We start from the raw sequence: 22,169 nt of genomic DNA, 5'->3' as shown, positions 1-22,169 counted from the left end.
CGTGGAACCCGGCAGCCACCCGCTGACCGGGCCATCCCGCGTTGCCCACCGGTCGCCGATCGACGACCGGAAACCAATCCGAAACCGATCACGCCGGGCCGAAGGCCCGGCGAAAGATCGAGGCTAAGGTGCCTCCGCCGGTCCCGAGAGCGGTCGCGAAGGCATGGCGGCGGTTGCTCCCGATCGCGGCGCGCAGCACCAGTGCGGTATCGAGTCCGGGAACGATGGTGAGAAGACCAGCGACAGCGGCGAACGACAACACGGCGTGCAGCATCGAATCACCCTAATCCGAAACCTGGTCGGTGATCACCCGGTGGAGTTCATCAGCCGACGTCCGTGTGCGCCGGTTCCGGGGTGGCTTTCATGAGCCGACTGACCTCGGCGACAGGTTTGCCGGTGAGTTTGGCTATTTCGGAGAGCTTTTCGCCGCGATCGTGCCAATGTCGTAGATGTTCGCCCTGCTTGCGCCGTAGCGCCGCGACGACCTCGTGGACGTGTTCCTCGGCATCGGCGATCTGCTGTTCGAGCAACAAATAGGTGGTGAGGTCGGTCTCGTTGGCTTTCTCTCGCTCGAGCCGCTGTTGGCGGTGTATCGCCAGCGCTTCGTGTGCGCGTTGACGGGCAACGGACGCAGCCCTTTTCGAAGTCATATCGCAGGCTCCCTTCAGTTGATGTTGACGTTCCGTCCTTTCCGCGTGTGTGATGCGGTACTCGCAACATGGGAAGTGGTGGACCCCAGGTTATTCCTCACGAACCATCCTTCGCCACCATTCATTTCTATCTCGACACTACCTACCTTGACTCACTCCTCCTTTCTCTTTACCCTGTCCATCCCTAACACCCGTACGCACCCCCTCCCCTCAGAACTCCTGCATTCAGGGTGAAAAGGCGGACTATTCCACGGATAGGCGACATGCCCAGGTTAACGTCGCGGCGCCGGAGGTGATAGTCCAGGTTCCGCGCTGGTTCGGCTGTTCGGCTGAGAATTGTTGAAGGGTAACGGAATAGATCCCTGAGAATGGATTTCGGCTGCGTTCTGTCGATTTGGTACGCGTAGCGTGGTGGAATGACCGCGACGGTTCATAAACTGTCTGCCGGTGACGGGTTCGAATACTACCTGCGGCAGACGGCCGCCCATGACGTGAGCGAGCGCGGGCGAAACTCTTTGGCTGATTACTACTCGGCCAAGGGGGAGTCGCCGGGTGTGTGGATGGGTTCGGGTCTGTCGGAATTCGACTCGATCGCCGCGGGGGATGAGGTCACCGAGAAGCAGATGCGAGCGTTGTTCGGGCTGGGGCGACACCCGGACGCCGAAGCGATCGAGGACCGCGTGTACGCCGAGCGGCTGGCGGCAGGTGACAAGCCCGGCCCGGCGCATCGTGCGGCGTTGACGGCCTCGCAGTTGGGGCAGCCGTTCCGAATTTTCAGCGAGGCCAGCGAGTTTCGGCGGCGGTGCGCCGAAGCGTTCACCGCCCACAACCTCGCTCGAGGTGAACGGTGGAATGCGAAGATCTCCGACGAGGTGCGCGCGGAGATCCGGACCAGGATCGCGCGGGAGCTCTTCGCCGCAGAGTTCGATCGTGCGCCGTTGAACGACCGCGAGCTGTCGGGCTGGATCGCCCACAACTCCCGCAATGCGACCACTGCGGTGGCGGGGTTCGATGTGTGCTTCTCGCCGGTGAAGTCGGTGTCGGTGTTGTGGGCGATCGCACCGCGGGCTATCGCGGAGAATATCGAAGCCGCGCATCGGGCGGCGGTGGCGGATGCGCTGGCGTTCCTGGAATCCCATGCCGCCTACACCCGCCTGGGTGCGAACGGGGTCGCGCAGGTGGATACGCGCGGGTTGGTGGCGACCGCGTTCGAGCATCGCGAAAGCCGCGCGGATGACCCGGATTTGCATACCCACGTGGTCATCTCGGCCAAGGTCCGTACCCGCGAGGGCGGGTTGTGGCGGGCACTGGATGCGCGCATGGTGTATCGGGTATTGGTGACCGCGTCGGAGGTCTACAACACCCGCTGCGAACACCACGTGCACGCGCTGGTAGGGTCGGAGTTCGCCGATCGTGGCGACACCGATCCGGACAAGCGGCCGATCCGCGAGATCGTCGGCGTCGCGGAGTCGTTGCGGGAGTTGTGGTCTCGCCGCGATGCCGCGATCGAGGCTCGTCTGGCCGAGCTGGCCCGCCGCTTCCACGCCGAATGGGGACGCGAGCCGACCACGGTGGAGATGCTGAAACTATCCGAGCGTGCCACCCTGGATACCCGCCCGGCCAAGCACGAACTGCGCTCACGGTCCGAGCAACGCGCCATCTGGCGGGGCGAGGCGGTCGAGCTGCTCAGCGAAGACGCGCTGACGCAGATGATCTGGGACACTTGCCATCCGCGGCCGGCGCCGCGGGTGCAGGTGAACCCGGAATGGGTTGCGAGCGTGGCGGATCGGGTCATCGATATCGTCTCGCGCAAGCGGTCGGTATGGCAATTCACCCATGTGCGGTCGGAGGTCGAACGCCAGATCCGCGGGCAGGTCCGCGCCGAGGACTGGGAAAGTGCGGCCGAGGCCGTGACCGCCGAAGCGCTCGGCCCCTTGCGGTCGATCGCTCGCACCCGACCCGACCAGTTCGCCGAACCTGAACTCCTGCGCCGCGCCGACCGCCGCAGCGTGTACACGGTCGCGGGCTCACAGCAGTACACCTCGGCAGCGGTACTGGCCGCCGAACACCGGCTCATCGCCGCCGCGCACGTGGCAGGTGCTGCCACGATCACCGATGCGAGCGTGGATGTCGCGTTGCTGGAGTACACGGCCAACAACCACGGCCGTGAACTGAACGCCGGCCAGGTGGCGCTGGTGCGCGAATTCGCCACCTCGGGACGACGATTGCAGGTCGCGATCGCCCCGGCCGGCACCGGCAAGACGGTGGCGCTGCAGGTGCTGGTTCGGGCCTGGCGCAGCGAGGGCGCGGCCGTGCTCGGGCTCGCTCCGACCGCCGCGTCGGCGGCGGTCCTGGAAGCCGAAATCGGTGCCGGAGTCCCGGTCAACGCCATCGACAAACTCGGCTACATCCTCACCCACCTCACCCCGGAAACCGCGGGACGCGTGCATGTCCCGGCGTGGGTTCACGCGATCGGGCCGGGCACGCTGGTGATCATCGACGAGGCCGCCAAAGCCTCCACCTGGCAACTGGACCTCGTGGTCGATTTCCTGCTGCGGCGCGGCGCGATCGTCCGCGCGATCGGTGATGATCGACAACTGGCGTCGATCACCGCGGGCGGAGTGCTGCGCGATATCGCCGACACCGCCGGCGCGGTCACTCTGACCCGGGTCATGCGCTTCCACGACCGCGCCGAGGCCGCCGCGACATTGGCGGTGCGCGAGGGCGATCCGTCGGTGATCGCGTTCTACGCGGACCGCGACCGCCTGCACATCGGCACCCTGGACCGCGTCGTCGACGCCTGCTACACCGCCTGGGCCGACGACCGGTCCGCCGGACTGGATGCGATGATGCTCGCGCCCACTCGCGAGATCGTGGCGATCCTGAATCAGCGTGCCCGCGCTGATCGACTCGCGACGACCACAAGCGAGGTCGGCCCGGAAGTCGAGTTGTCGGACGGGTTGAAAGCTTCTGCGGGGGATGTGATCTGCAGCCGCCGCAACAAGCCGAAACTTCGAATCAGCAGCACCGACTACGTCCGCAACGGCTACCGCTGGCGCGTCGTCGAGGCGCGCGCCGACGGGAGTGTGGTCGCCGCGCATCTGGATTCCGGGCGTCATGTCCTGCTGCCGCGCGATTACGTACAGGTGGAAGTGACGCTCGGGTGGGCCACCACCATCGACTCCGCCCAAGGCATCACCGCCGACGCCGGGCACAGCGTACTCACCGGCTCGGAGACCCGCGCCCAGCTCTACGTAGCGATCTCACGAGGACGCCGCCGCAACGACATCTACGCCCAGACCGCGGTCGACTTGGCCCACAACATGCTCAGCGACCGCGCGATGCATCCGCCGACGGTGGTCGACATCCTCACCGAGACCCTCGCCCGCGACACCACACAACGGTCGGCGACAACCCAGCACCGCGAAATCCACACACCCGAAACCCGGCTCACGCACGCCGTGGACGCCTACGCCTACGCCCTGGGCGCGGCAGCCGAACACCTCGCCGGCCCCGAGGTCATGGACCGCATCGACATCGAAAGCGAGCAGCTGTACCCCGGCCTCACCGACTGCGGCGGATGGCCCGCGCTACGGCAGCATCTGGCGATCATCGCGATCACCCCACATGCCGACGGGCAGCCTGGTGACCCGCTGCAACGCTTGGCTGCTGCGATCGACGAACGCGACTTCGACAGCGTCCGGGATCCGGCCGCCGTTCTGGATTGGCGGCTGGACCACTCCGATCCGCAATCCTGCGGAGCAGGGCCGCTGCCCTGGCTGATCGGAATCCCCGATGCGTTGCGAGACCACCCCGAATTCGGTCCCTATCTGGTTGCTCGCGCTCGCTTGGTCACCGACCTCGCGGCCCAGATTCGACGCCGAATCCACGTGTGGACACCGGCTACCGCCCCTGCCTGGGCGCGGCCCCTGTTGGCCGCTCCCACGGGCGATTCCGGAGTGGTGGGTGCTGTCGCGGTGTGGCGTGCCGCGCGTCGCGTCGATGATGCCGACCACCGACCAACTGGGCCCACGCTGCCCGACTTCGGTTCTGCGCACCGGCATCAACGTGCGCTCGACGCACGTGTGACCGCTCTCGTGGGCGATCTCACCGACACCCTGGGCAAGTGGGTACCCGCTGTCGATGCCATCGATTCGCGCATCGCGGCCGACGCCTTCTGGCCAGCGCTCGCCGCCCGCCTCGACCTGGCCCACCGTGCGGAATCGACGTTCCCGCACTACTATACGACGCCGCCGAGCGCGGCCCGCTGCCTGACGAACGGCCCGCCGCCGCCCTGTGGTGGCGGCTGGTCGGCGATCTCGATCTCGGCGTGCTCGACGCCGACCACCGCAACGTCGATCCATTGCGGCCAGGCTGGATAACCGACGTCGAAGACGTCCTCGGCCCGACGCTGGCCACGTTCATACAAGCCGATCCCGCATGGCCCCGTTTGATCGCCGCCGTCGAGTCCGCCGACCCCATCCGGTGGAGCCCGCGGGGAGCTACTGGCCACCGCTGCCACCCTGCTGCGCGACGCCTGCCACACCGACGATCGGCTCCGCCCCGACCAGTACGCCACCGCACTGGCATGGCGGATCACCGCCCTCACGCGCCACCACCTCGACCTCCACCACGCTCGTGCCGACGTCCCCGACGAGCCGCCACCGCACCCCGCCGACGACGAGGAATACGCCGCCCGCCACGGCCATCCACCCGAGCCCGACCACAATGCGGACCCACATCTCGGCAAGCCCGACGACGATATTGCGAACCTTCCGATCAACGTCGACGCGGACTACCTCGCATCCCTGGAAGCACTTGCCCCACCCGATGATTCATCCGCAACCGACACCGGTGAACCATTCGACGGCGAGTTCTGTGACGAGGACGACACGAGGTGGGAACCGCCCGTGGACCCAGCAACCATCCCCGACCACCGCGACCTCCCCGCCGCCGAACCCGCCATAGCGCTGAACGCTGAACACGACGAATACGCCGCCGTCTACCGCGCCTTGTTCACCGCCTACCACTGCGGCACCGGCCGCCACCTACAAGCCTTCAAAGCCATCTCGACCGGCTGCGCACCCGCCGCGACGAACAACGCCCCTACCTGCTCGCCGCCCGCGACGCACACGCCGACTGGATCACCGCCGATCGCGAAGCCGCCGAATTCCACGCCCGCGTCGACGAACTCGCACACCGCATCCGAATCAAAGCCCACGATACTGATCCAGACGATCTCGACGCGCTGACCACGGCCATCCCCGACCCCGCCACCCGAACCGCGTTGGCCGCACAACTCTCCCAATTGCGTGCGCAGCCAATCACCGACAGCGACGCGCTCGAACTGCACCTAGCGAAGATCTGCGCCGACTCCGCAACCGCCGCTGTCGAGCGCGCGAAAACTCTGTCCGACAACGCCTTCCGCGAACTGATCGATATCGCCGGTCCCACCGGAATCGTCACCGCCGCCGACGTCGAAACCACCCGCCTCGCCGCCGACGATCTCGACCTGACAGAACTCAACCAGGCCCGCTTCCGCTACCAATGGAAGCTCACCCAACTCCAGCGACTCGGCCTCGAGCCCACCACACCATTGGACCTACCGGCCCGAAGCGAATTCCGAACTGTCTGCAATACCAGCCCCGCCACCCGTGACACGTCACCGGCAGCCGAAGCCGTCGAGCCCGGACCGGATCAACAGTTCCGGCGCCTTTCCGACGGGGAACTTGAGCAGCGAATCCGCGATCTCACCACCCAACTCGCGCTCAGCGCCGCCACCGACGCAGTGCTGTTCCGTTGGACCCGAACTGACACACCGGATTTCGACCAACGGCTATACCAACACCGCCTGGCAGCCGATGCGGAGCGGCGCCGCCACGACCTCGCCGCAGCTCAGGCGGAACATCAGCGCCGCTGCGATCTTCCAGACGACCAGCGAGAGGCGGAAGAGCTGATGCGGGCGAACGAGAAACAGCGAGAAGCGGATCGTCCGGATGGCGGCACCAATTCACTCGCACCTGATCATTCCACCGACACCGCGGTGCGTGAACTCAACGACATGGGTCTCTGACTGGATCACCCACAGCGCTTCGACATTCTCGGGGTTGCTACCGATGCCGCTGACGATCGGGATGCGGTTCGTACAGCAGTCGGATGAGGCGGTTGCCTTGAAATACGACGAGCGAGGAAAGCATGCCACGCTTGATGTCACGAACGCGCGGCGCTGCGGGCCCTTCGCTGTTGAGCAGCCAATCGGCGAGAAGATCGGGCAGAGCGAAAAGTAGACGAAACTCCTGTGGGCCGTGAGCGGGGACGATGACCCAGTCACCGTCGTGGTGTCCGCGTTCCGCGAACTCGATGTGCACCCGAATCTCCGAACTCGGGTGCACATGCAGGTACGCGGCGAAGGCAGCGGGGTTCTCACATTTGAAGACCAGGATGAAGGGAGCAGCAGGAAATCCGATCAGCAGCTCTCCGAGCGGCTCCGCGCGCAAGCCTGCCATGATCTGAGCCAACTCATGCTCTGGAAGCCACTTGCGCGCAGGCCGTTTCGATGTTGTTCGACTGCTTGTCATGACCTCCGGCTCGTCCTGGGACTCAGCCAAGTCGTCGATGGTCTCGCTGAATTCGAACTCTTCAACGGTCACCAGGTCATCGCCGGTCCAAGTCTCTAGGGTGTGGCGCAGTGCGATACGCATCTGTCCCAACGGGAAGGTCGAGATCTGGTTCCGGGTAGCGAGGTCGTACATCGCGTCGGCTACCTGCTCGACCAGCGCTCGAAACTGCGCGAATCCGGGGTTGGACAGATCTACCAGGGATATCTGATGGGCCAGTGCGTACCGCTGCGCGTCCGTGCTGAACCCGCTGGTCGAGAACAAGGTGTACCGATAGTGATAGCGCCGAACCGATACCGGATTGGGGTCGGACGAGAACGGGGAGTACTGCTCGTTGACATCATGGACCGTGCCGTACGCATTACGAACCACGGGCAGCCGGACGCTGGTGCGATTGCACTTGGCTTCCACGAAGATTCGCAGCGGCAACGAGAAAGGCACCGGAAGGTCGAACTCGCCGAGGACATCGGCCTGATGATTGCCGCCGCGCCCACGAACGAGGAGACCGTTCTTGCCCTGGACGAGTGCATCAGGATCCTGCTTCGCGGAAACGAGAAGTCGGTATCCGTTGTCCTGCAGCAGGCGAGCCAGCAACTCCTCCAACACGTGACCCCGCAACGCCTCCCGGGTAATCACCTTCCGTGCCCCCTCCGGTCAATATCAGATGATCATTTGGCTTCGAAACCGTCAGTGCATCACAGTAATACGTGCCATTACAGGGACTCTTGCGGTACTTCGCTGTCGTGGAGGCGAACCAGCGACTGTAGACCGCGAATCCGTCCCTGCCAGGATGGCCACGGCCCCGGTCACCCCGGTGGCCGCGACCGCAAACGCCTTCCACCCCAACTTCTCCGGGCTACCCATGATCCCCATCCACCCCTTCACGCCCTCCCACCCAACTCGCGCGGTAAGCCTAGCCGCCTCATCCACTGAGGTCGGGTCGGCCCGTGAGGGCACGGCGCGGATCTACGCGATTCGCACCGGCTCACGCGTGAGCGACACCGGCAAGGACTCCAGCCGTCGGAAGAAGATGCTGCGCCGCCACCGAAGAGACTCCGACGGGACGGCCAGCCTGATGTGGGGATACCGACGGAGTATTCCGGTAACCGCGGTCATCGCCTCGACCCGTGCGAGGCGTGCCCCCAGACAGTGATGGATTCCGACGCCGAAGGACATATGGCGAGAGACCCGGTCTGCGTCGAATGTGTATGGATCATCGACGGTCTCGGGATCATGGTTCGCCGCGAGCAACGAAACCATCAGCAGTTCACCACGTTTGATCTGTTGGTCGGCGAGTTCCAGATCGGTGTGCGCCTGGCGCAATGTAGCGACCGGTAATGGCGGTTCAGTACGTAAGGTTTCATCGATCACCGCGGCGATCCTGGTGGAATCCCGGCGTACGCGATCCAGCTCATCAGGATCGCGCAGCAGCGCGAGAATCGTTCCGAGAATCAGATTCGAGGTGGTTTCGTGCCCTGCGATCAACAGCAGCGCCACCGTCGATAGGGCTTCCTTCAGATTCACGTCGCCGGTGGCCATCTGGCGAGCTAGCGAGGTGATCAAGTCATCGCGCGGCCGGACTCGCCGAGCCGCGAAATGCGGCAGTATCGTTCGAGCGAAATCGATGCTGGCCCTTCGTAACTCCCGAGCGTCTGCGACCGTGACGTCGGATAGCACGGCCGAGGACCATTCGATCCGATGCTGGTGTTCACGGGAGATTCCCGTGATGTGGCAGATAACGGCTACCGGCAGTGGGCAAGCCAGGGCTGGCACGAGATCGACTGGCGCGGCTGGATCCATGGCATCGAGGAACTCATTCGTGAGCTCTTCGATACGGGGCGTCAGTGCGGTGACGGCAGGCGGGCTGAAGTGGTTGGCGACCGCACATCGGAGCCGACCGTGTTCGGGCGGGTCCGCGCCGAGCATGTGCGTCACCACCCACTCTGTGCCGTATCGCAGCAGTCGCTGCTTCAGTCCGATGTCGCTCGCGTCGGCCGCGGAAACTCCGAGCATGGTGTCGCGCCCCTTGCCGATCCGGGGGTCGGTGAGGACGGCGCGCGCGAGAGGTTCGCCAGTGATGAGCCACCCGCGGACTCCTGCCGGGGTGATGAAGCGGTGCATGGGCCCGCGCTGGTGGACCTGCCGATAGAACTGGTGCGGATCCCGAAAGTGCGCCTCGTCGAAGTTCACGGTCTCCGTCGACATCGTTTCCCCGTTTCCGTGATCTTCGGAAATGAAAGGCGCACTATTGCGACATGGTCCAGGAAATCCTACGTCAGGAGGAACACGCGCGCTCGCCACAATGGCTGCTCGTCGAGACATTCGGTGAACTGGACGGTAACTACACAATTGTGGATTGGGGTGGTCATCCGAAGGAGTTTCTTTCTCTCGACAAGGCAGTGAAGGGCGCGGCCGCCAAGATCCGGCAAGCGGTCACCATGGTCGCGCGGTCGCGTGAGCCGCTAACGGCGGCCGGTGCGGGTCGGCATGTCGAGGTGTATCCGCATATCGTCGGAAGCCGGTTGCACGGAGTCCAGGTGTGGTCCGGTACCGACGACCAGACACCTCCTCCGCGTCCGCGGGTCGGGGCATGGGACATCAACCTCACCACCTTGACCGCGCTGGGCAGTCCCGAGTGGGCCGAACTCGCCGACATCCCCGAGGAACAGCGCGGACAGGAACGGTCGCTGGCGAACATGTTCGCCCAAGTCCAGACCGACGAGCGGGAACTCATCGCCATGAAGCGCATCATCGCCGCCGTACCCGGCAGCACCCACCAAGGCATTTGGACCGTCCATCGCCGCGACGGATCGAGCTTCCGCTCCCCACTTCTCTTGCCGCATCTACGAACAGCCCGTCGACGGCACAGTCCACCGCGTCGCACGCGGCATCAGCCAGGAGGTCGCCACCGGTTCCGACGGCAGGCCCGAGCCCCTTGTTCTCCTCGAACACCGGCTGCTGGAAGCGGATGTCCCGCCAGGGGAGTATCGCGCCCTGATCAGCCTCCGCAACCTCCGATTGATCCGGTGGGTGCACGGGTCTCCGATCCCCGAACAGATCGCATGGCGAGGCATCGTCGACGAACCCCCGCCCGAGGTCCACCCCGACGATCATCGAACGATGATCGAGATGGCCAAAGGACTCGCGAAGTCGAGCACGACCGGGCGGCTCCGCGTCCGCGGTGTCGACGGCAGCTGGGTCCCGATCGCCGCCCGCGTCAGTCTCGTCGCCATCGACCAGGAGACGACGGCCGGACTCGTCAAATTCACTATCGATCGCTGAGTATTTGCGAGATAAAATCGGAGATCGCGCTCCCACGCAACGTGGGAATCCGGCTGTGGTCGGTTCGACGTGGACTACGCCAGGCAGCGTTCACCGGAATTGTTCCGGCGACGATCAAGCATGCATGCTGCCTGGAAAGGGGTCGGACCCATGACCAATTCACGCTCACGCGGTATCCCCGCAGCCCATCGAAAAGCCTCGCAGCCCGCGTCTCGGCGCTCTACCCACCCCAGCCTGCCGACCGCGCGGCCGTCCGGATCTCGGACCAGCCTGCCGCACGCTCGAGCGCTGCCCTGCACCGAGCACGATCGGACCTTTCCCTGGGCCGTAATCGAAACACTGACCGGGCCGGACGAGTACTCCGTGGTCCTGGACGGAGTGTCACCCCGTGCCTTCGCCCGACTCACCCGCGCCAGCGTCGCATTCGGCAGCGCGGTCACCAGCCGGTTGGAGTTCGCCATCAAGCTCTGTCTCCGCACAGGCCGGGAGCAGGACAAATTCTTCACCCTGCCGGGAGACCGGGTGATCCGAGTGCTCGCCAATCCGGTAATCGGCCCATCCGGAAAGGTGCACGCCGTCATCGTATGGTCCGGAGGGGCCAGCGACGAGCCGCCGCCACCTCCAATCGTCGGCGCTATCGAATGGATCAATCCCGGCCTCGTAAAAGCCTGTCCAACAGCGCAATTCCTACTTTGCGAAGCCCATGCCGAAGGCCCCGCCGAGCGCACGCTACCCGAGATGCTGTCTCACTTCGAATACTGGGACAGCCACGCTGCCTTCCTCTCCCTCTTCAATGTGGAAAACCCGGCAGACCGCTGGATTGGCACTGCCGCAAAGACTTTCATCGACGGCGCGCACCGTCGGCTCTACCTCGCCGCCCGAGCCTCCGATGCCGACTCCACGCGTACCCTCCGAGCGATCGTCTGTGACATCAGCGACGCGCCGGCCCCAGGCGTACCCGACCCATGCCCAAGTGTCATTCGGCACATGCCGATTCCACCCGGCCACGCCATCGGTCTTGTTGACCTGGGTGCTGGCGTCATTCACGAGTGGATGGCCGATCCCGCCAGTCGGATGGCAGGCTGGCTGCACCACACCCCAGAAATCCACCCGTCGGACGCGCCACTCATTGACGCTGTGCGCAAGGCGCTCCTTTCCGGAGTACGCCTGACCGCCGACATCAAAGGGCGGATACGCTCCGCCCCCGAAGACGAATGGATCCTGTTGCAGGCCCGGTGGAGTCGCGTCAGCAATGGCGAACAGCCGCAGGCGCTAATCGACGTCATGCCGGCCCCCGATCCCCGCATCGGTTGTCGACGCGTGCGCTCGATGTCAACACCCAGTCTCCTAGGAGAGATGGTCTGATCAGAAGGATATGCAGGTCGTCGCCAATCCCGGTGATGGCGCTCGTCGAAGTGGCCCGGTTCTTGTGACCGTCTCGAGTCCAGCCGAACAAGCTTCGGGTACGTTGGTGCCCGGCAGCGGTGAGGACCTCGGGCAACACGCATGGGTCGCTGCTTGATCGCCGGGGACGGTGAGGTTAACGTGATCGCACGGGATGTGGAGGGTAACCGAATGGACTCTCAAGCCGCTTACAAGGCTCGCCTCGACGAGACATATCAGCCTGAGCTGATCGCCCTCGCGGAACGGTTCGGGCCGTCCGTGAAGATCATTAACACCGGCGGTGGCTGCATGGCGATTGAGGCGGCGCTCGGCAATGTGCCGGGCACCGATCATCCTCTACAACTGATTGTCACGACTGTCGACAACGGACTCGCCGAGGATCGCGACGGAATTCTGCACTGGTACGCCTGCCTATACGATGTGAGCGAAGCGGACGATGCGCTCGCCGACGGGCATGATGTCGAATCCCTGGATACCGCTTACAATCTCGCACTTTCTCATCTGCGGGACGGTGTTCCCGCCTCTGAAGATCTCTGTGCCTGCCTGTCGGCTCCGAGCTTGGATTGAATGTCGGCTGGGCCGCAAACCTCGATAGCTCTTCTTGTCTCGAATGCAGGGGCCCAGAAAGATGGCGCGACGAGTCATGGGCTCGAGCCAGCTGCCTTGCTCGCGCCATGTCGGCCGTTGTCACGATATCCAAAGAGAAGGCGGGAGTTGGCGAATGTTCACTCCTGTGGCGACCGACAGGGTCGTTTCGAACGCCGCCGCCGCGGCGACGGGGAGTCGCGGCGCGACGGGTGTCGGCGGCGCAGCGGTGGCGGCCAGTCCTTCGGCGGGGCGTCGTCGGTCGAGATGACCTCCAGCGCCTTCGTCAGGACGTGCGCGAGATCATCTGAGTTCAACTGCCTTGTGACCACGGCCTCGCGCACGCAGGAAAGAAGCAGTTGACGGTCCGACGCGTTGTTTACGTTGTGACCGAAGGCGTTGTCTCGTCCACTGCCTCGGACTTCGTGGAACAGGTGGGTAATGCCGCTGAACAGAAGAGCGGCGAATATAAACGCTCCGGATGATGCGGTGAGCGGCATCCCGGCCCGGTTGGCGATCCAGGCCGTGACTGCCGCGGAGCAGATACCGCTAGCGACCACATGCCGAGTAGGTTTGCGCCGCAATAATTGTCGAAGCCAGTCCCGTCGATCGGTCGGCATCTGCCTTCTTCCTTCGGAGCGCGGCGGTGGCCTGATGGATTTTGTGGTTCGCATCGTGGATATGGCGGTGACTCGTCCGGGCAGCGGACCTTGAACGGCTGCGGGACACGTGCCCGGCTATCCCCGCCACATGCTGATCTACGGCGATCTGATCGCAGACTGTGCGTTCGGATTCACTGCTGCTCAAAGGATTTCATGTGTTGAACGGTGGCCCTCTCATCAGAGAACGACCTCGCGATCCGCCGGGTCTTCCGTCCATTCCGCCGCACATGCCCCTGCGGCGCACGCGTGGTGGAGACGCGCCACTCGGGTGTCCGTCAGGAGGACGACCGCGACCTCGCACCCGACTGCCATGCCTTGGCTCGATGTGAACGTACGAAGAGCGGTGATCTGCGCGCCGCTGGTATTCCGGCGGACCACGAGGGGAACCGGCAGATCATCTGTTTCGAATGTCATCGACATCGGCGCACGCCGTAGGCCCAATTGCCATGTCAACCACGTATTAACGATCACGCCGCTACCGCGAAGCATATCGAAGTCGACCGAGAGCCGGACGCCGTAGACCGTGCCATCGTCATTCATGGCCATGTTGGCGGGTTTCCTTGGCTCAGCGACCTCAATGGGTTTCGCGCCGCGCGCGACGAGATCGATCTGCCCGCCATCCGTCTCCCCTAACTGGTCGATGGCCAGACATTGTTGCAATCGCCACTGACTCACGGGATACAGCTGCACCGCTTTGGAGAAGAGCTCGCCTTTCGAGATTGGGCCGAACTTGGTGACGAGATCGACCACCACTTCCACCGCTCCGCGGTACTTGGTGCCGCTCAGCCCCGGCCATTCGGCAAGTGCCCAGTTACCCTCGGGACGGATGAGAACGAATCGTTCGTCGCGGCGCAGTGATTCCGCTAGTGTGCGGGCGCTCACGGCACCGACCTCCGCCGCGATTCGCTCTATCCTGTGCGGGGCGCCTTGTCCGAGTAGCCAGAGGTAGGCCGCGTCCCGAGAGCGCACCCGCCGCCGTAACCAGGTGCCGTCCGGTCCGCAGGCAAGCGGGCTGCGAGTGTCGGCCAGAAGCGTCTCGATCGGAAACCCGTCCGGGACCTGGTGGTCGAAGACGAACGCCTCCAGCATCTCGGATGTGAATGGGGCGTTGTCGACGATCTTGGACAGGTACGCCGCGAGGGCTTCGGGAGAGGAACCCCACCAGCCATCGAGCTCACCGGCCCAGGTGCGGGGCGCTCGGAGTCCGGCGGCCTCGGCGAGGATCTTGACTGCGGCATGGTCGCGCGCCCCGATCACCCGGGCCAGTTCATCACGGCGGATCGCGATCCCGGTGTTGGTCTCACGCAACCTTTCCCGCCAGTCCGGCACGGCTTCGCTGGCGCGATCGCAAACGTGCTGTGCGACCCGCATCAAGATCTGACGCGCGTATTCGCGGGTGAAGCCATGAATGTCGCCGATTTCCTGCAGTGTCATACCCCGATACCTGGCGATGAACACAGCTCTAGATCGCTCGGGCACGCTTGCCCACGCCGCTGCGAGCCAGTCGGCGGTAGTCCCCGATTCAATGTCGGTTTGCTTGTCCTGGCTCACCATCGGGGTCCTAATTGTCGGTGACGTGGGCGACAACCACGTCCAGTCGTTCCCCGATCCGCTCGTGGATCGTCTTCGTTTCCGGCGAGACCCGATTGCCGAAGGAGTCGACCGCGCAGAGTACCCACGGCCGTGTGTCACCTTTGGCGTGTTCCTGTAGCGCGCACCAGACGAGATGTTTGAAGTGGGCAACCGGTGCCCACGTGAACCATCGCTCATGTTCCTCGTCGTGGGCCTGATGGATCAGTACGCGCAGCGGTTTCACCTTGAGGCTGTCGGAGTTCACCAACCAGCTGCCATCGCGGAGGGCCTTCGCGACGAGAACATCCACGTCCGAGGCGGGATTCTGGACGAGGTCCTTGTACTTCCCGACTCCGTTGAGCGCCCGGGATAGCTCCTTCATCGGTCCGTTCTTGATCCATACGCGAATGTTGTCGTCGGTACCGAGGAATGGCAGCAGTCGACCGCCAATCCTCGCGTCGCCGGTCCATTTCTGATATAGCTCCGTCCTCGCCGCGTCGGTGAGACCGGTCCTCGCTTCCTCCCCGCCTTCGGCGTAGATGAGGCGCACGACGTCCATTTCGGTATCGGCGGGGATGGGATGCCTGCTCATTGGATTCCTTTGGTATCGGGGAACTGAAGGTGCACTTCATCAGCTGCGGTCTCAAGGTCCGCGGCGTCGCGGATCCAGTGGTCCATCAATGTGCCGATGGTCTTGTCGCTGAACTCGATGCGCGATGCGTGCGGCATGCGCAGCTTGAGGTGCTCGGTTTCCTCCGCTTCGAGCGTTCGGCGGAGGTCCAGGGTCGCGGCGACCCGTCGGATGTCCGTGACGAAGTCGAGTACACGCAGCGCGTCCTTGCCCGGACTGAGGCGCAGTCCACGCCCCAGTTGCTGAACGAAGATGCGGCGGCTGTGGGTGACCCGAAGGAAGGCGATGAGGTTCACGTCGGGAACGTCGACACCTTCGTTGAAGACGTCCACACAGGTGATCAATGGGACCCGGCCGAGCCTGAACTCGTTCAGCAGGATCTGGCGCCGCTGAGGTGGTAGTCCACTGTGCATGTACGAGGCGTTCGCCCATGCCGAGTCCGACGTCGACAGCAGTTTCGCGATGTGCTCGGCGTGTTCCTTGGTCTGGCAGAAGACGATCGCCCGTGGGTCGGGCGTCCTCCGCCACGCCTCACGGAGATGCTCGACGATCTCCTCGTCACGCTGGGGCAGGAAGAGCGACCGGTTGAGGTCCTTGATCGAGTACCCGTGCGAACTCGCTCTCCTCACGATGTCCCAGTCGATGTTGTCGACATAGATCCGGTAATCGACCGCGGACAGGTAGCCGGCCGCCATCCCCTCAGCGATGCCCATCTTGAAGCTCGGTTCGCCGAAACGCGCGGTGATGTCGAATTTGTCGCCGCGCCACGGCGTGGCGGTGACCCCGAACTGCCGCGCATCTGAGCAAATATCCAGCAATTCTGCGAATCTACCGGTCTCCGCCACATGGTGGGTCTCGTCGATCATGATCAGGTCAGGCCGATATCCAAGGCGGACTTCCCCAAGAACGGACTCGACGGTGCCGACGAGAACGCCGTCAAGCCCACCCGGTTTTCTGTCTCCTGTCAACAAGCGAGTCGGCACCGACTTCGGGATGTGCCGCCAGATCGCCTTCTCTAGCTGGGCGACGAGCTCCTTTATGTGGGCGACGACCAGAACTCGCGCGTTCGGCTCGGTGGCGAGGTGTCGGCGGATCACCTCGCCACCGATGACAGTTTTGCCTAGACCTGTGGCGAGCACGAGCAGCGCCGTGCCCCCGCATTGAAGGTCGCGGGTAAGTGCGTCGGCCGCGTCGGTTTGATACGGCCGCAACGCGTACGGGCTGGGTACGGTGTCCGGCATGGCCCTGCCGATCTCAGCGAGGGTCGCTCCGTGCCATACGGTGATGTCGATGCCGACGCCTTTGAGCGCCTGGCGGCGTTCGCTCGCGGCTTGGTTGAGGTCGGTGTTCGTCACCAGCACCGACTTGTCGGCTCGGTAACGCACCCGCGCGCGTTCGAGGTCGTCGACCCCGGCTCGGTCGACACGTCCGCCAGCCTTCCATTTGCACTGGAAGACCCATTGCTCGCGGTCGCGTACCGCGAGCAGATCGGCGCCGTTGTCGCCGGCGCCGTCGATCATTCGGACATCCCCGAAACCTAGGTGCCACAGGGCACGTTCGATGGCATGTGGTAATCCCGTCGGACCTCCGCGTAGAAGTTCCTCGGCCGTCAGGAATCCCGCGCTCACTGCTCCTCCGGCAGCTCATCGGAGAGCAGGCGGATACTCAGTCGCGTCCGCTCCAGTTGACTCGGGAGGTTCGCGGCCGAGGAACTGACCACAGTGGCGACGTCGGCCAGGTAGCCAACGACGCGGGCGACGCTTAGCCTGCGCGCGCCGAGGGAGGTGACACCCGCGTAGAGCCCCTTGAATACCAGACCGTCCATGAACGCGTCCGGCCACGCCTCCACGAGGCGCACCAGGAACAACGCCGGGACGTGCAGGAGGAAGTCGGCCCGTGTCCCCAGGTCGCTGGTGCGTGCGACCTTTCCATCGGCGATCATCGCGATCTCCGTGGAGGTCAACTCGTCAGGCGTCAGGTGCTGGAAGGCGCGCGCCGGGTCGCCTGTCGAATCGAGCGCCCTCGCCATTCGTTGACGGATGTCCCCGAGCAACTCCTGCGCCTCCGCGCCGATGACCTGGGGATCGAGAGCGGTATCGGGCAGGGATTTCGCTCGAATCGCGGCGATGATCTGGGAGTGGCTCCAGTCGCTGTCGGTCTTGACCTTGAGTAGAACTGCGAGCTCGGCGATCAGCAGATCGGCGGGATCCACGCCGAACCGCTTGAACACCTCATGCTCCAGATCGAGGAACGCGGTGAACGACATGCCACGCCGCTGGTCGAGAAGAACCGGCGTCGGATTGCCCTTGTCGTCGACCAAAGCGCCAGCGGTGAGCCGCCGGGCGTCGACCTGGACATACCCGATCTCGGGATCGCCGAGCGACTTGCTCAGCGTGGGGTACACCGTGGAATCGGCGGTGTATCGGGCGATGCGCTCCTGGCGGGTTTCCCGTTTCGGCGCCACATCGACCGTGGTGGTGCTAGCAACGCTCACCGACGCTGGACCGGTGGACGGCGGGGCCTGGTGGTGATTCTGATTTCCGCGAGCGGGCGTGTCGTTCATCGAGTTTCCGAGCCCGAGCGCTTCCAACACGGCCGCCGTGTCCGCGCTCTCCGGCGTGCTCGCCGCAGCATTGCCGGACTTCTCACCCCTCTTCGCGGCTTCGTAGTCCAGGACCGCCTGCCACCACAGCTCGTCGGACTGATACTCGGCCTTGCCGTTCTGGAACTCGCGCCCCCAGGCACGGGTCTCGGCATGGATCGGCCCCTTACCGTTCGGGTCGCCCGGGATGAGGCAGCGTTCCCCGGCGTCGTTTCGACGGTAGCCCTTCACCAGCCGAGCCAGAGGACTGTCGTTCTCCGAGTATCCAGCGTCCTTGGCGCGCTGGGGGAGCAACGGGCCCACGCCACGCAGGATCTCCATCGCGGCCTTCCAACTGCGGTCGTCGTACTCGAACGCGTTCTTCTGGTAGGCCACGGGCACGTGGTCGAGATGAATCTCCCCGATGATCCGTCCGCCCTGATGGGCCAACTCCACGGGGTACTCGGGCTCTTCATTGCCCAATTCGCCATTCGGGTTCCGCCAGGAGAAGATTCGCTTGTCCCAGCGCAGGATCTTCCGGCCGTTCCGCAGGAAGTCGATCCCGAACTCCTTCTTGTCCAAGTACCGCTGAACGCCGAGCCACCCATGTACTCGCCGCTCCCGTACAGCGAGCCTGGTGCTGCCGCAATCCCCACATGTCTGGCGCCCCTGCAACTGCCATTCGCCACAGTCGGCGCAGGCGAGTCCGTCCTCGAGCCTCGTGTCGATCTCGATGTAGGCGGGAATCCGCTCCTTCCTGTTGTAGAGGACCGAGCGGTCATCGCCCCACCGGCAGTGTCGGACGGGCTTGACCCGAACCCCTCCGATCGTCAGGTCGAACGGCCGGTTCTCGAGAATCCACGAGTAGACGCCGCCGAGGTGATTGCGGAGGTTGGCGCCATTCTTGCGAAGCCATTCGGCGCGATCCGGCTTGAGGCGACTGACGATGATCCGGGTGCCGTGCTCGTTCGGGTCGGCCTTCGGTTCGACGATGTCCTCTGCTTCGAAGTCATCGTTGATGCGGTCGAGGTCGATGTCGACCCCGATCCACTCCGGGTCGCCCTGGCGGGTGGTCAGCACGCGTGTCCGGCGGCCAAGCCGCGCGGACGCGACGTTGAAGCCCATGCCGAAGAGGCCGAGTTTGTCATGCATGTCATTGCCCGACCACCCGGCCCGGACGGCGCGCTCGAGCCGCTCCCGGTCCATGCCCTGCCCGGTGTCCTCGACGACGAGTTGCCCATCGCCCGAAGCGGGGAGCCGCACACTGACGTGGTAACCGCCGGCCCAGGGGGTGCCAGCGCGATGGATTTCGGTGAAGTCATCGAAGGAGTTGTCGACCAGTTCCGCGATGCACTGCCATTCGTCGAACTCGATCTCGCCCAGCATTCGCAGAACGCGGGCGGATGGGGTGATCTTCATCGTGCGGGGCCCTCCAGACTGTTCATGAGCGTGCGCCGACTGCCGAGAACCCTTTTGTCTTCTGGGCCTAGGCTGATCGTCCGGCCCCCCATGGGGAGGGGTCGCGCGTTTGGAAGGAGCCTAGATGGTCCCACCGACAAGTTGCGGGTGGTTTTTCCGATCAGGGTGGTTTCAGGATGCGTTGCGCGCCTTGGCGATCCGGATGCATTCCGCAGTCGACCGACCAGTCTGTAGTTGCCTGATCATCGCGCGCTGACCGGGCTATGACCCGTGTCATTCGACAGTCCTCTGGCAGGGTGTGCCGGGGTCGGCCAGACGGGCCATCATGTCCATTTGCGATCATGGCTTGCTTGCGCCCGTGAACTGATTCCCGGACCAATTCGCAGTTACCTGCTGGCTCCGGGCTCGCTTGGCGCCGCGTCGCGGCGTCTGTCTTGTGGCTCGAACAACCCCCGCAGGGCCGTCGGTCTTACTGTGGCGCACTTGCTGACCGGCGAAGGAGTATCACAGGAAATCTAAAATCCGTCCGCCAGTCACACAGACGTTCGACACAGCTCCGCGGTATGGTTTCCGCATGCCAAACGAACCCGTCGACAACCGTGAGCGAACCAGTGTGGAGCTCTTCGCCGGAGGTGGGGGGCTCGCCATGGCTGTGGAGGCGGCGGGGTTCAGGCCGTTGCTGTTCAACGAGTTCGCTAAGCGGGCGTGCGAGACGCTGGCGCTCAATCGCGCGACGCCGGTGGAGGTGGTGGACTGGGAGCGGGCGATCCCCGCGAGGGGTGAGCGGCCACCACTTGTGGTTGGCGACGTCGACAAGGTGGAGTTCGAGTACTTGCGGGGCAGTGTCGACGTCCTCGCGGGCGGCCCGCCCTGCCAACCGTTCTCCCTCGGCGGGGTCGCCCAGGGTGACGAGGATGCCCGCAATGGCTTCCCCCACATGTTCCGAGCTATCCGGGAGATGCGCCCGAAGGCTGTGATCTGCGAGAACGTCCGCGGGCTGCTCCGGCCATCGTTCGCGCCGTATTTCGATTACATCAAGCGTGAGATGTCGCTTCCCTTCGTCGAGCGCGCGGACGGAGCGCGCTGGAGCGATCACGACGAGATTCTCCGGAAGAAGGTGGATTCGCCCGACATCCCCGACGACGAGAGGTACGTCGTCGAGCACTTCCCCGTCAACGCCGCCGACTACGGGGTCCCGCAGATCCGCAATCGGGTCATCATCGTCGCGTTCCGGCGTGATCTCGGAGTCGATATGGGTCGATACGCCGATCTCGTCGCCGCGACACACAGTGAGGAGAGCCTGTACGAGGCAATGTCCAGCGGCGCCTATTGGGAGCGGCACGGGATGAAGGCGAACCATCCGGTACGGCGCGGGGTCATGGAACGAATCCCGGCTGCTCGACCGATTCCCATGTCGGCGGAGGGGGAACCCCTGAAGCCATGGCGCACGCTTAGGGACGCGCTGGGGGGCATCGACGGGCAACCGCCGCTGCCCGACATCCCCGACGATCGACTCGATCGCACGGAGTACAAGCCAGGAAAGTTCACCGACCACGTCGGCTGGCCGGACGCCCGGATCTACCCCGGGCACACTCCCAACGAACTGGACAAACCCGCCAAGACCGTGAAGGCCGGAGTTCATGGTGTCCCGGGTGGCGAATCGGTCATGCTTCGCGACGACGGAACTCACCGCTATATGACTGTCCGCGAGACCGCGCGGGTCATGACCTTCCCCGACGAGTGGAAGCTCGCCGGACCGCGTGGTGAGAAGATGCGCCAGCTCGGTAACGCTGTGCCCGTCCTCCTGGGCAAGGTCTTTGCCGATGCCGTCGCCACTGTCCTGGCCGAGGCGGAATCAACGAAAAGGGCGTGAGCAAAGGGAAGCCCGGCAAGTGGAAGGGCCAGCAACCATCCGACCGGGCGTGGAGGTGTCCGCCTCACCTGGACAGGACGGGGCGGGCATTGGAACAGGACCGCGCGGCTGGCGGTAGGGTCAATAGACTGGTCGCTACCAGCGATGGCCGGGTCGCGTGCGCATCGATCGAATTGAAGGTCTTCGCGAAGACCCGCCGCATACGCGCGTACGCGCGCTGGTCGGACCATGGGAGGTCTCCCACCAGGTACGTCGGCGAGGTCGACGGCACCACGCGCCGAGATAATCTCAGGCAGGCTTGGCGCTTGGTCGCCGAAAAGCGCTTGCTGCCACGACCATCGGAGTCCGCTACCTCGTGGGCCTCCACGCCCGCCGTTCGAGCGGTGATGCGCGCCAATCGCCGTCGTGACACCGGACCTGAACTCGCTCTGCGCTCGGCACTTCGAGCGCGCGGGCTGGGCTATCGCGTCGATGCGCAACCGCTACCTGGGCTCCGCCGCCGGGCGGACATTGTGTTCATTGGCGCGAAGGTGGCCGTATTTTGCGACGGCTGCTACTGGCATGGGTGTCCCGAGCACTACCGCCCCGCACGAACGAATAGCGATTTCTGGCGTTCGAAGATCACCGGCAACCGCTCCCGAGACAGGGACACCGACGACAAATTGTCCGACGCGGGGTGGATCGTGATCCGGGTATGGGAGCACGAGGACCCGAAAGCGGCCGCGGACCGAATCGCTGACGTTGTGATCAGGCGCCGAACGGGTGTTGGCAGCGAAATCGTCAATTAGGTTCGGAGCGAATACAGCTGCCAGTTAGAACAGGCCGGGCGCGCACCTGACGCGGCGGGTGCGGAAGAACCGTGCATCCTGGCCGGGGGGTGCTGGCGTCGGTAA

General features: G+C 64.6%; 18 protein-coding genes and 1 pseudogene. 8 read left to right on the top strand and 11 right to left on the bottom strand.

Annotation, left to right across the window (positions count from 1 at the left end; genetic code table 11):
- Positions 1-88: 88 nt before the first annotated feature.
- Both GLP40_RS26380 and GLP40_RS26375 read right to left on the bottom strand, forming a co-directional pair.
- A complete protein-coding gene (locus GLP40_RS26380; RefSeq protein WP_196054799.1) occupies positions 89-274 on the bottom strand; it encodes a hypothetical protein in 186 nt (61 codons plus the stop codon).
- A gap of 49 nt (positions 275-323) precedes the next feature.
- Positions 324-650 carry a hypothetical protein gene (locus GLP40_RS26375; RefSeq protein WP_154790689.1) on the bottom strand — a complete coding sequence of 109 codons (327 nt, stop codon included), beginning with the start codon at positions 648-650 and terminating at the stop codon, positions 324-326.
- Between the two features lie 416 nt (positions 651-1,066).
- On the opposite strand from GLP40_RS26375, the gene mobF reads away from it, so the two are divergent.
- Positions 1,067-5,032 carry a MobF family relaxase gene (mobF, locus tag GLP40_RS26370; RefSeq protein WP_154790688.1) on the top strand — a complete coding sequence of 1,322 codons (3,966 nt, stop codon included), beginning with the start codon at positions 1,067-1,069 and terminating at the stop codon, positions 5,030-5,032.
- 120 nt (positions 5,033-5,152) lie between these two features.
- Here mobF and GLP40_RS26365 read toward each other — a convergent pair whose 3' ends face one another.
- Together GLP40_RS26365 and GLP40_RS26360 are read right to left on the bottom strand one after the other, a co-directional pair.
- Positions 5,153-5,392 carry a hypothetical protein gene (locus GLP40_RS26365; protein ID WP_154790687.1) on the bottom strand — a complete coding sequence of 80 codons (240 nt, stop codon included), beginning with the start codon at positions 5,390-5,392 and terminating at the stop codon, positions 5,153-5,155.
- A 281-nt stretch (positions 5,393-5,673) separates the two neighbouring features.
- Entirely contained in the window at positions 5,674-6,003 is a 330-nt protein-coding gene (locus GLP40_RS26360) for a hypothetical protein (RefSeq protein WP_154790686.1), read from the bottom strand.
- Here GLP40_RS26360 and GLP40_RS26355 point away from each other — a divergent pair.
- A complete protein-coding gene (locus GLP40_RS26355; RefSeq protein WP_154790685.1) occupies positions 5,959-6,723 on the top strand; it encodes a hypothetical protein in 765 nt (254 codons plus the stop codon). The two genes, GLP40_RS26360 and GLP40_RS26355, sit on opposite strands and share 45 nt — an antisense overlap.
- Positions 6,724-6,760: 37 nt before the next feature.
- On the opposite strand, the gene GLP40_RS26350 is transcribed toward GLP40_RS26355, so the two are convergent.
- On the bottom strand, positions 6,761-7,870 hold the full coding sequence (locus GLP40_RS26350; RefSeq protein ID WP_230329941.1) for a restriction endonuclease: 1,110 nt from the start codon (positions 7,868-7,870) through the stop codon (positions 6,761-6,763).
- Between the two features lie 363 nt (positions 7,871-8,233).
- Positions 8,234-9,589, bottom strand: a complete 1,356-nt coding sequence (locus tag GLP40_RS26345; RefSeq protein ID WP_154790683.1) for a cytochrome P450 — start codon at positions 9,587-9,589, stop codon at positions 8,234-8,236.
- On the opposite strand from GLP40_RS26345, the pseudogene GLP40_RS35145 reads away from it, so the two are divergent.
- The 4 genes and pseudogenes from GLP40_RS35145 to GLP40_RS26330 form a co-directional block, all read left to right on the top strand.
- Positions 9,523-9,780, top strand: a pseudogene (locus tag GLP40_RS35145) (GAF domain-containing protein); the annotation flags it as partial. The gene GLP40_RS26345 and the pseudogene GLP40_RS35145 overlap by 67 nt on opposite strands.
- A 283-nt stretch (positions 9,781-10,063) precedes the next feature.
- The gene (locus GLP40_RS34915; RefSeq protein WP_328290683.1) at positions 10,064-10,549 is read left to right on the top strand and encodes a hypothetical protein; all 486 of its coding nucleotides are present in this window, start codon (positions 10,064-10,066) and stop codon (positions 10,547-10,549) included.
- 120 nt (positions 10,550-10,669) lie between these two features.
- Positions 10,670-11,914: a GAF domain-containing protein gene (locus tag GLP40_RS26335; protein WP_328290675.1), complete on the top strand. Its 1,245-nt coding sequence runs from the start codon at positions 10,670-10,672 to the stop codon at positions 11,912-11,914.
- A 210-nt stretch (positions 11,915-12,124) separates the two neighbouring features.
- Entirely contained in the window at positions 12,125-12,520 is a 396-nt protein-coding gene (locus GLP40_RS26330) for a hypothetical protein (RefSeq protein ID WP_154790680.1), read from the top strand.
- Between the two features lie 158 nt (positions 12,521-12,678).
- On the opposite strand, the gene GLP40_RS26325 is transcribed toward GLP40_RS26330, so the two are convergent.
- From GLP40_RS26325 to GLP40_RS26310, 5 genes are all read right to left on the bottom strand, one after another.
- Positions 12,679-13,158, bottom strand: coding sequence for a hypothetical protein (locus GLP40_RS26325; protein WP_154790679.1), 480 nt, complete (start codon positions 13,156-13,158; stop codon positions 12,679-12,681).
- Positions 13,159-13,377: 219 nt separating this feature from the next.
- The gene (locus tag GLP40_RS26320) at positions 13,378-14,751 is read right to left on the bottom strand and encodes a sigma factor-like helix-turn-helix DNA-binding protein (protein ID WP_196054796.1); all 1,374 of its coding nucleotides are present in this window, start codon (positions 14,749-14,751) and stop codon (positions 13,378-13,380) included.
- Positions 14,752-14,761: 10 nt separating this feature from the next.
- A complete protein-coding gene (locus GLP40_RS33360; RefSeq protein ID WP_196054795.1) occupies positions 14,762-15,364 on the bottom strand; it encodes a hypothetical protein in 603 nt (200 codons plus the stop codon).
- Positions 15,361-17,031 carry a DEAD/DEAH box helicase family protein gene (locus tag GLP40_RS26315; protein WP_328290674.1) on the bottom strand — a complete coding sequence of 557 codons (1,671 nt, stop codon included), beginning with the start codon at positions 17,029-17,031 and terminating at the stop codon, positions 15,361-15,363. Before GLP40_RS26315 ends, GLP40_RS33360 begins: the two co-directional genes overlap by 4 nt.
- Positions 17,028-19,403 (bottom strand): ATP-binding protein, encoded by a 2,376-nt coding sequence (locus tag GLP40_RS26310; protein WP_154790677.1) that lies wholly within the window; start codon positions 19,401-19,403, stop codon positions 17,028-17,030. Before GLP40_RS26310 ends, GLP40_RS26315 begins: the two co-directional genes overlap by 4 nt.
- A 574-nt stretch (positions 19,404-19,977) precedes the next feature.
- On the opposite strand from GLP40_RS26310, the gene GLP40_RS26305 reads away from it, so the two are divergent.
- Positions 19,978-21,276, top strand: coding sequence for a DNA cytosine methyltransferase (locus GLP40_RS26305; RefSeq protein WP_154790676.1), 1,299 nt, complete (start codon positions 19,978-19,980; stop codon positions 21,274-21,276).
- A 386-nt stretch (positions 21,277-21,662) separates the two neighbouring features.
- The gene (locus GLP40_RS26300) at positions 21,663-22,064 is read left to right on the top strand and encodes a very short patch repair endonuclease (protein ID WP_154790725.1); all 402 of its coding nucleotides are present in this window, start codon (positions 21,663-21,665) and stop codon (positions 22,062-22,064) included.
- Positions 22,065-22,169: the final 105 nt, after the last annotated feature.

The organism is Nocardia aurantiaca (assembly GCF_009708175.1).
Taxonomy (GTDB): Bacteria; Actinomycetota; Actinomycetes; order Mycobacteriales; family Mycobacteriaceae; genus Nocardia; species Nocardia aurantiaca.
Note: the sequence above shows the minus strand (reverse complement) of the source record. Positions and strands in the feature narration are given on the sequence as shown.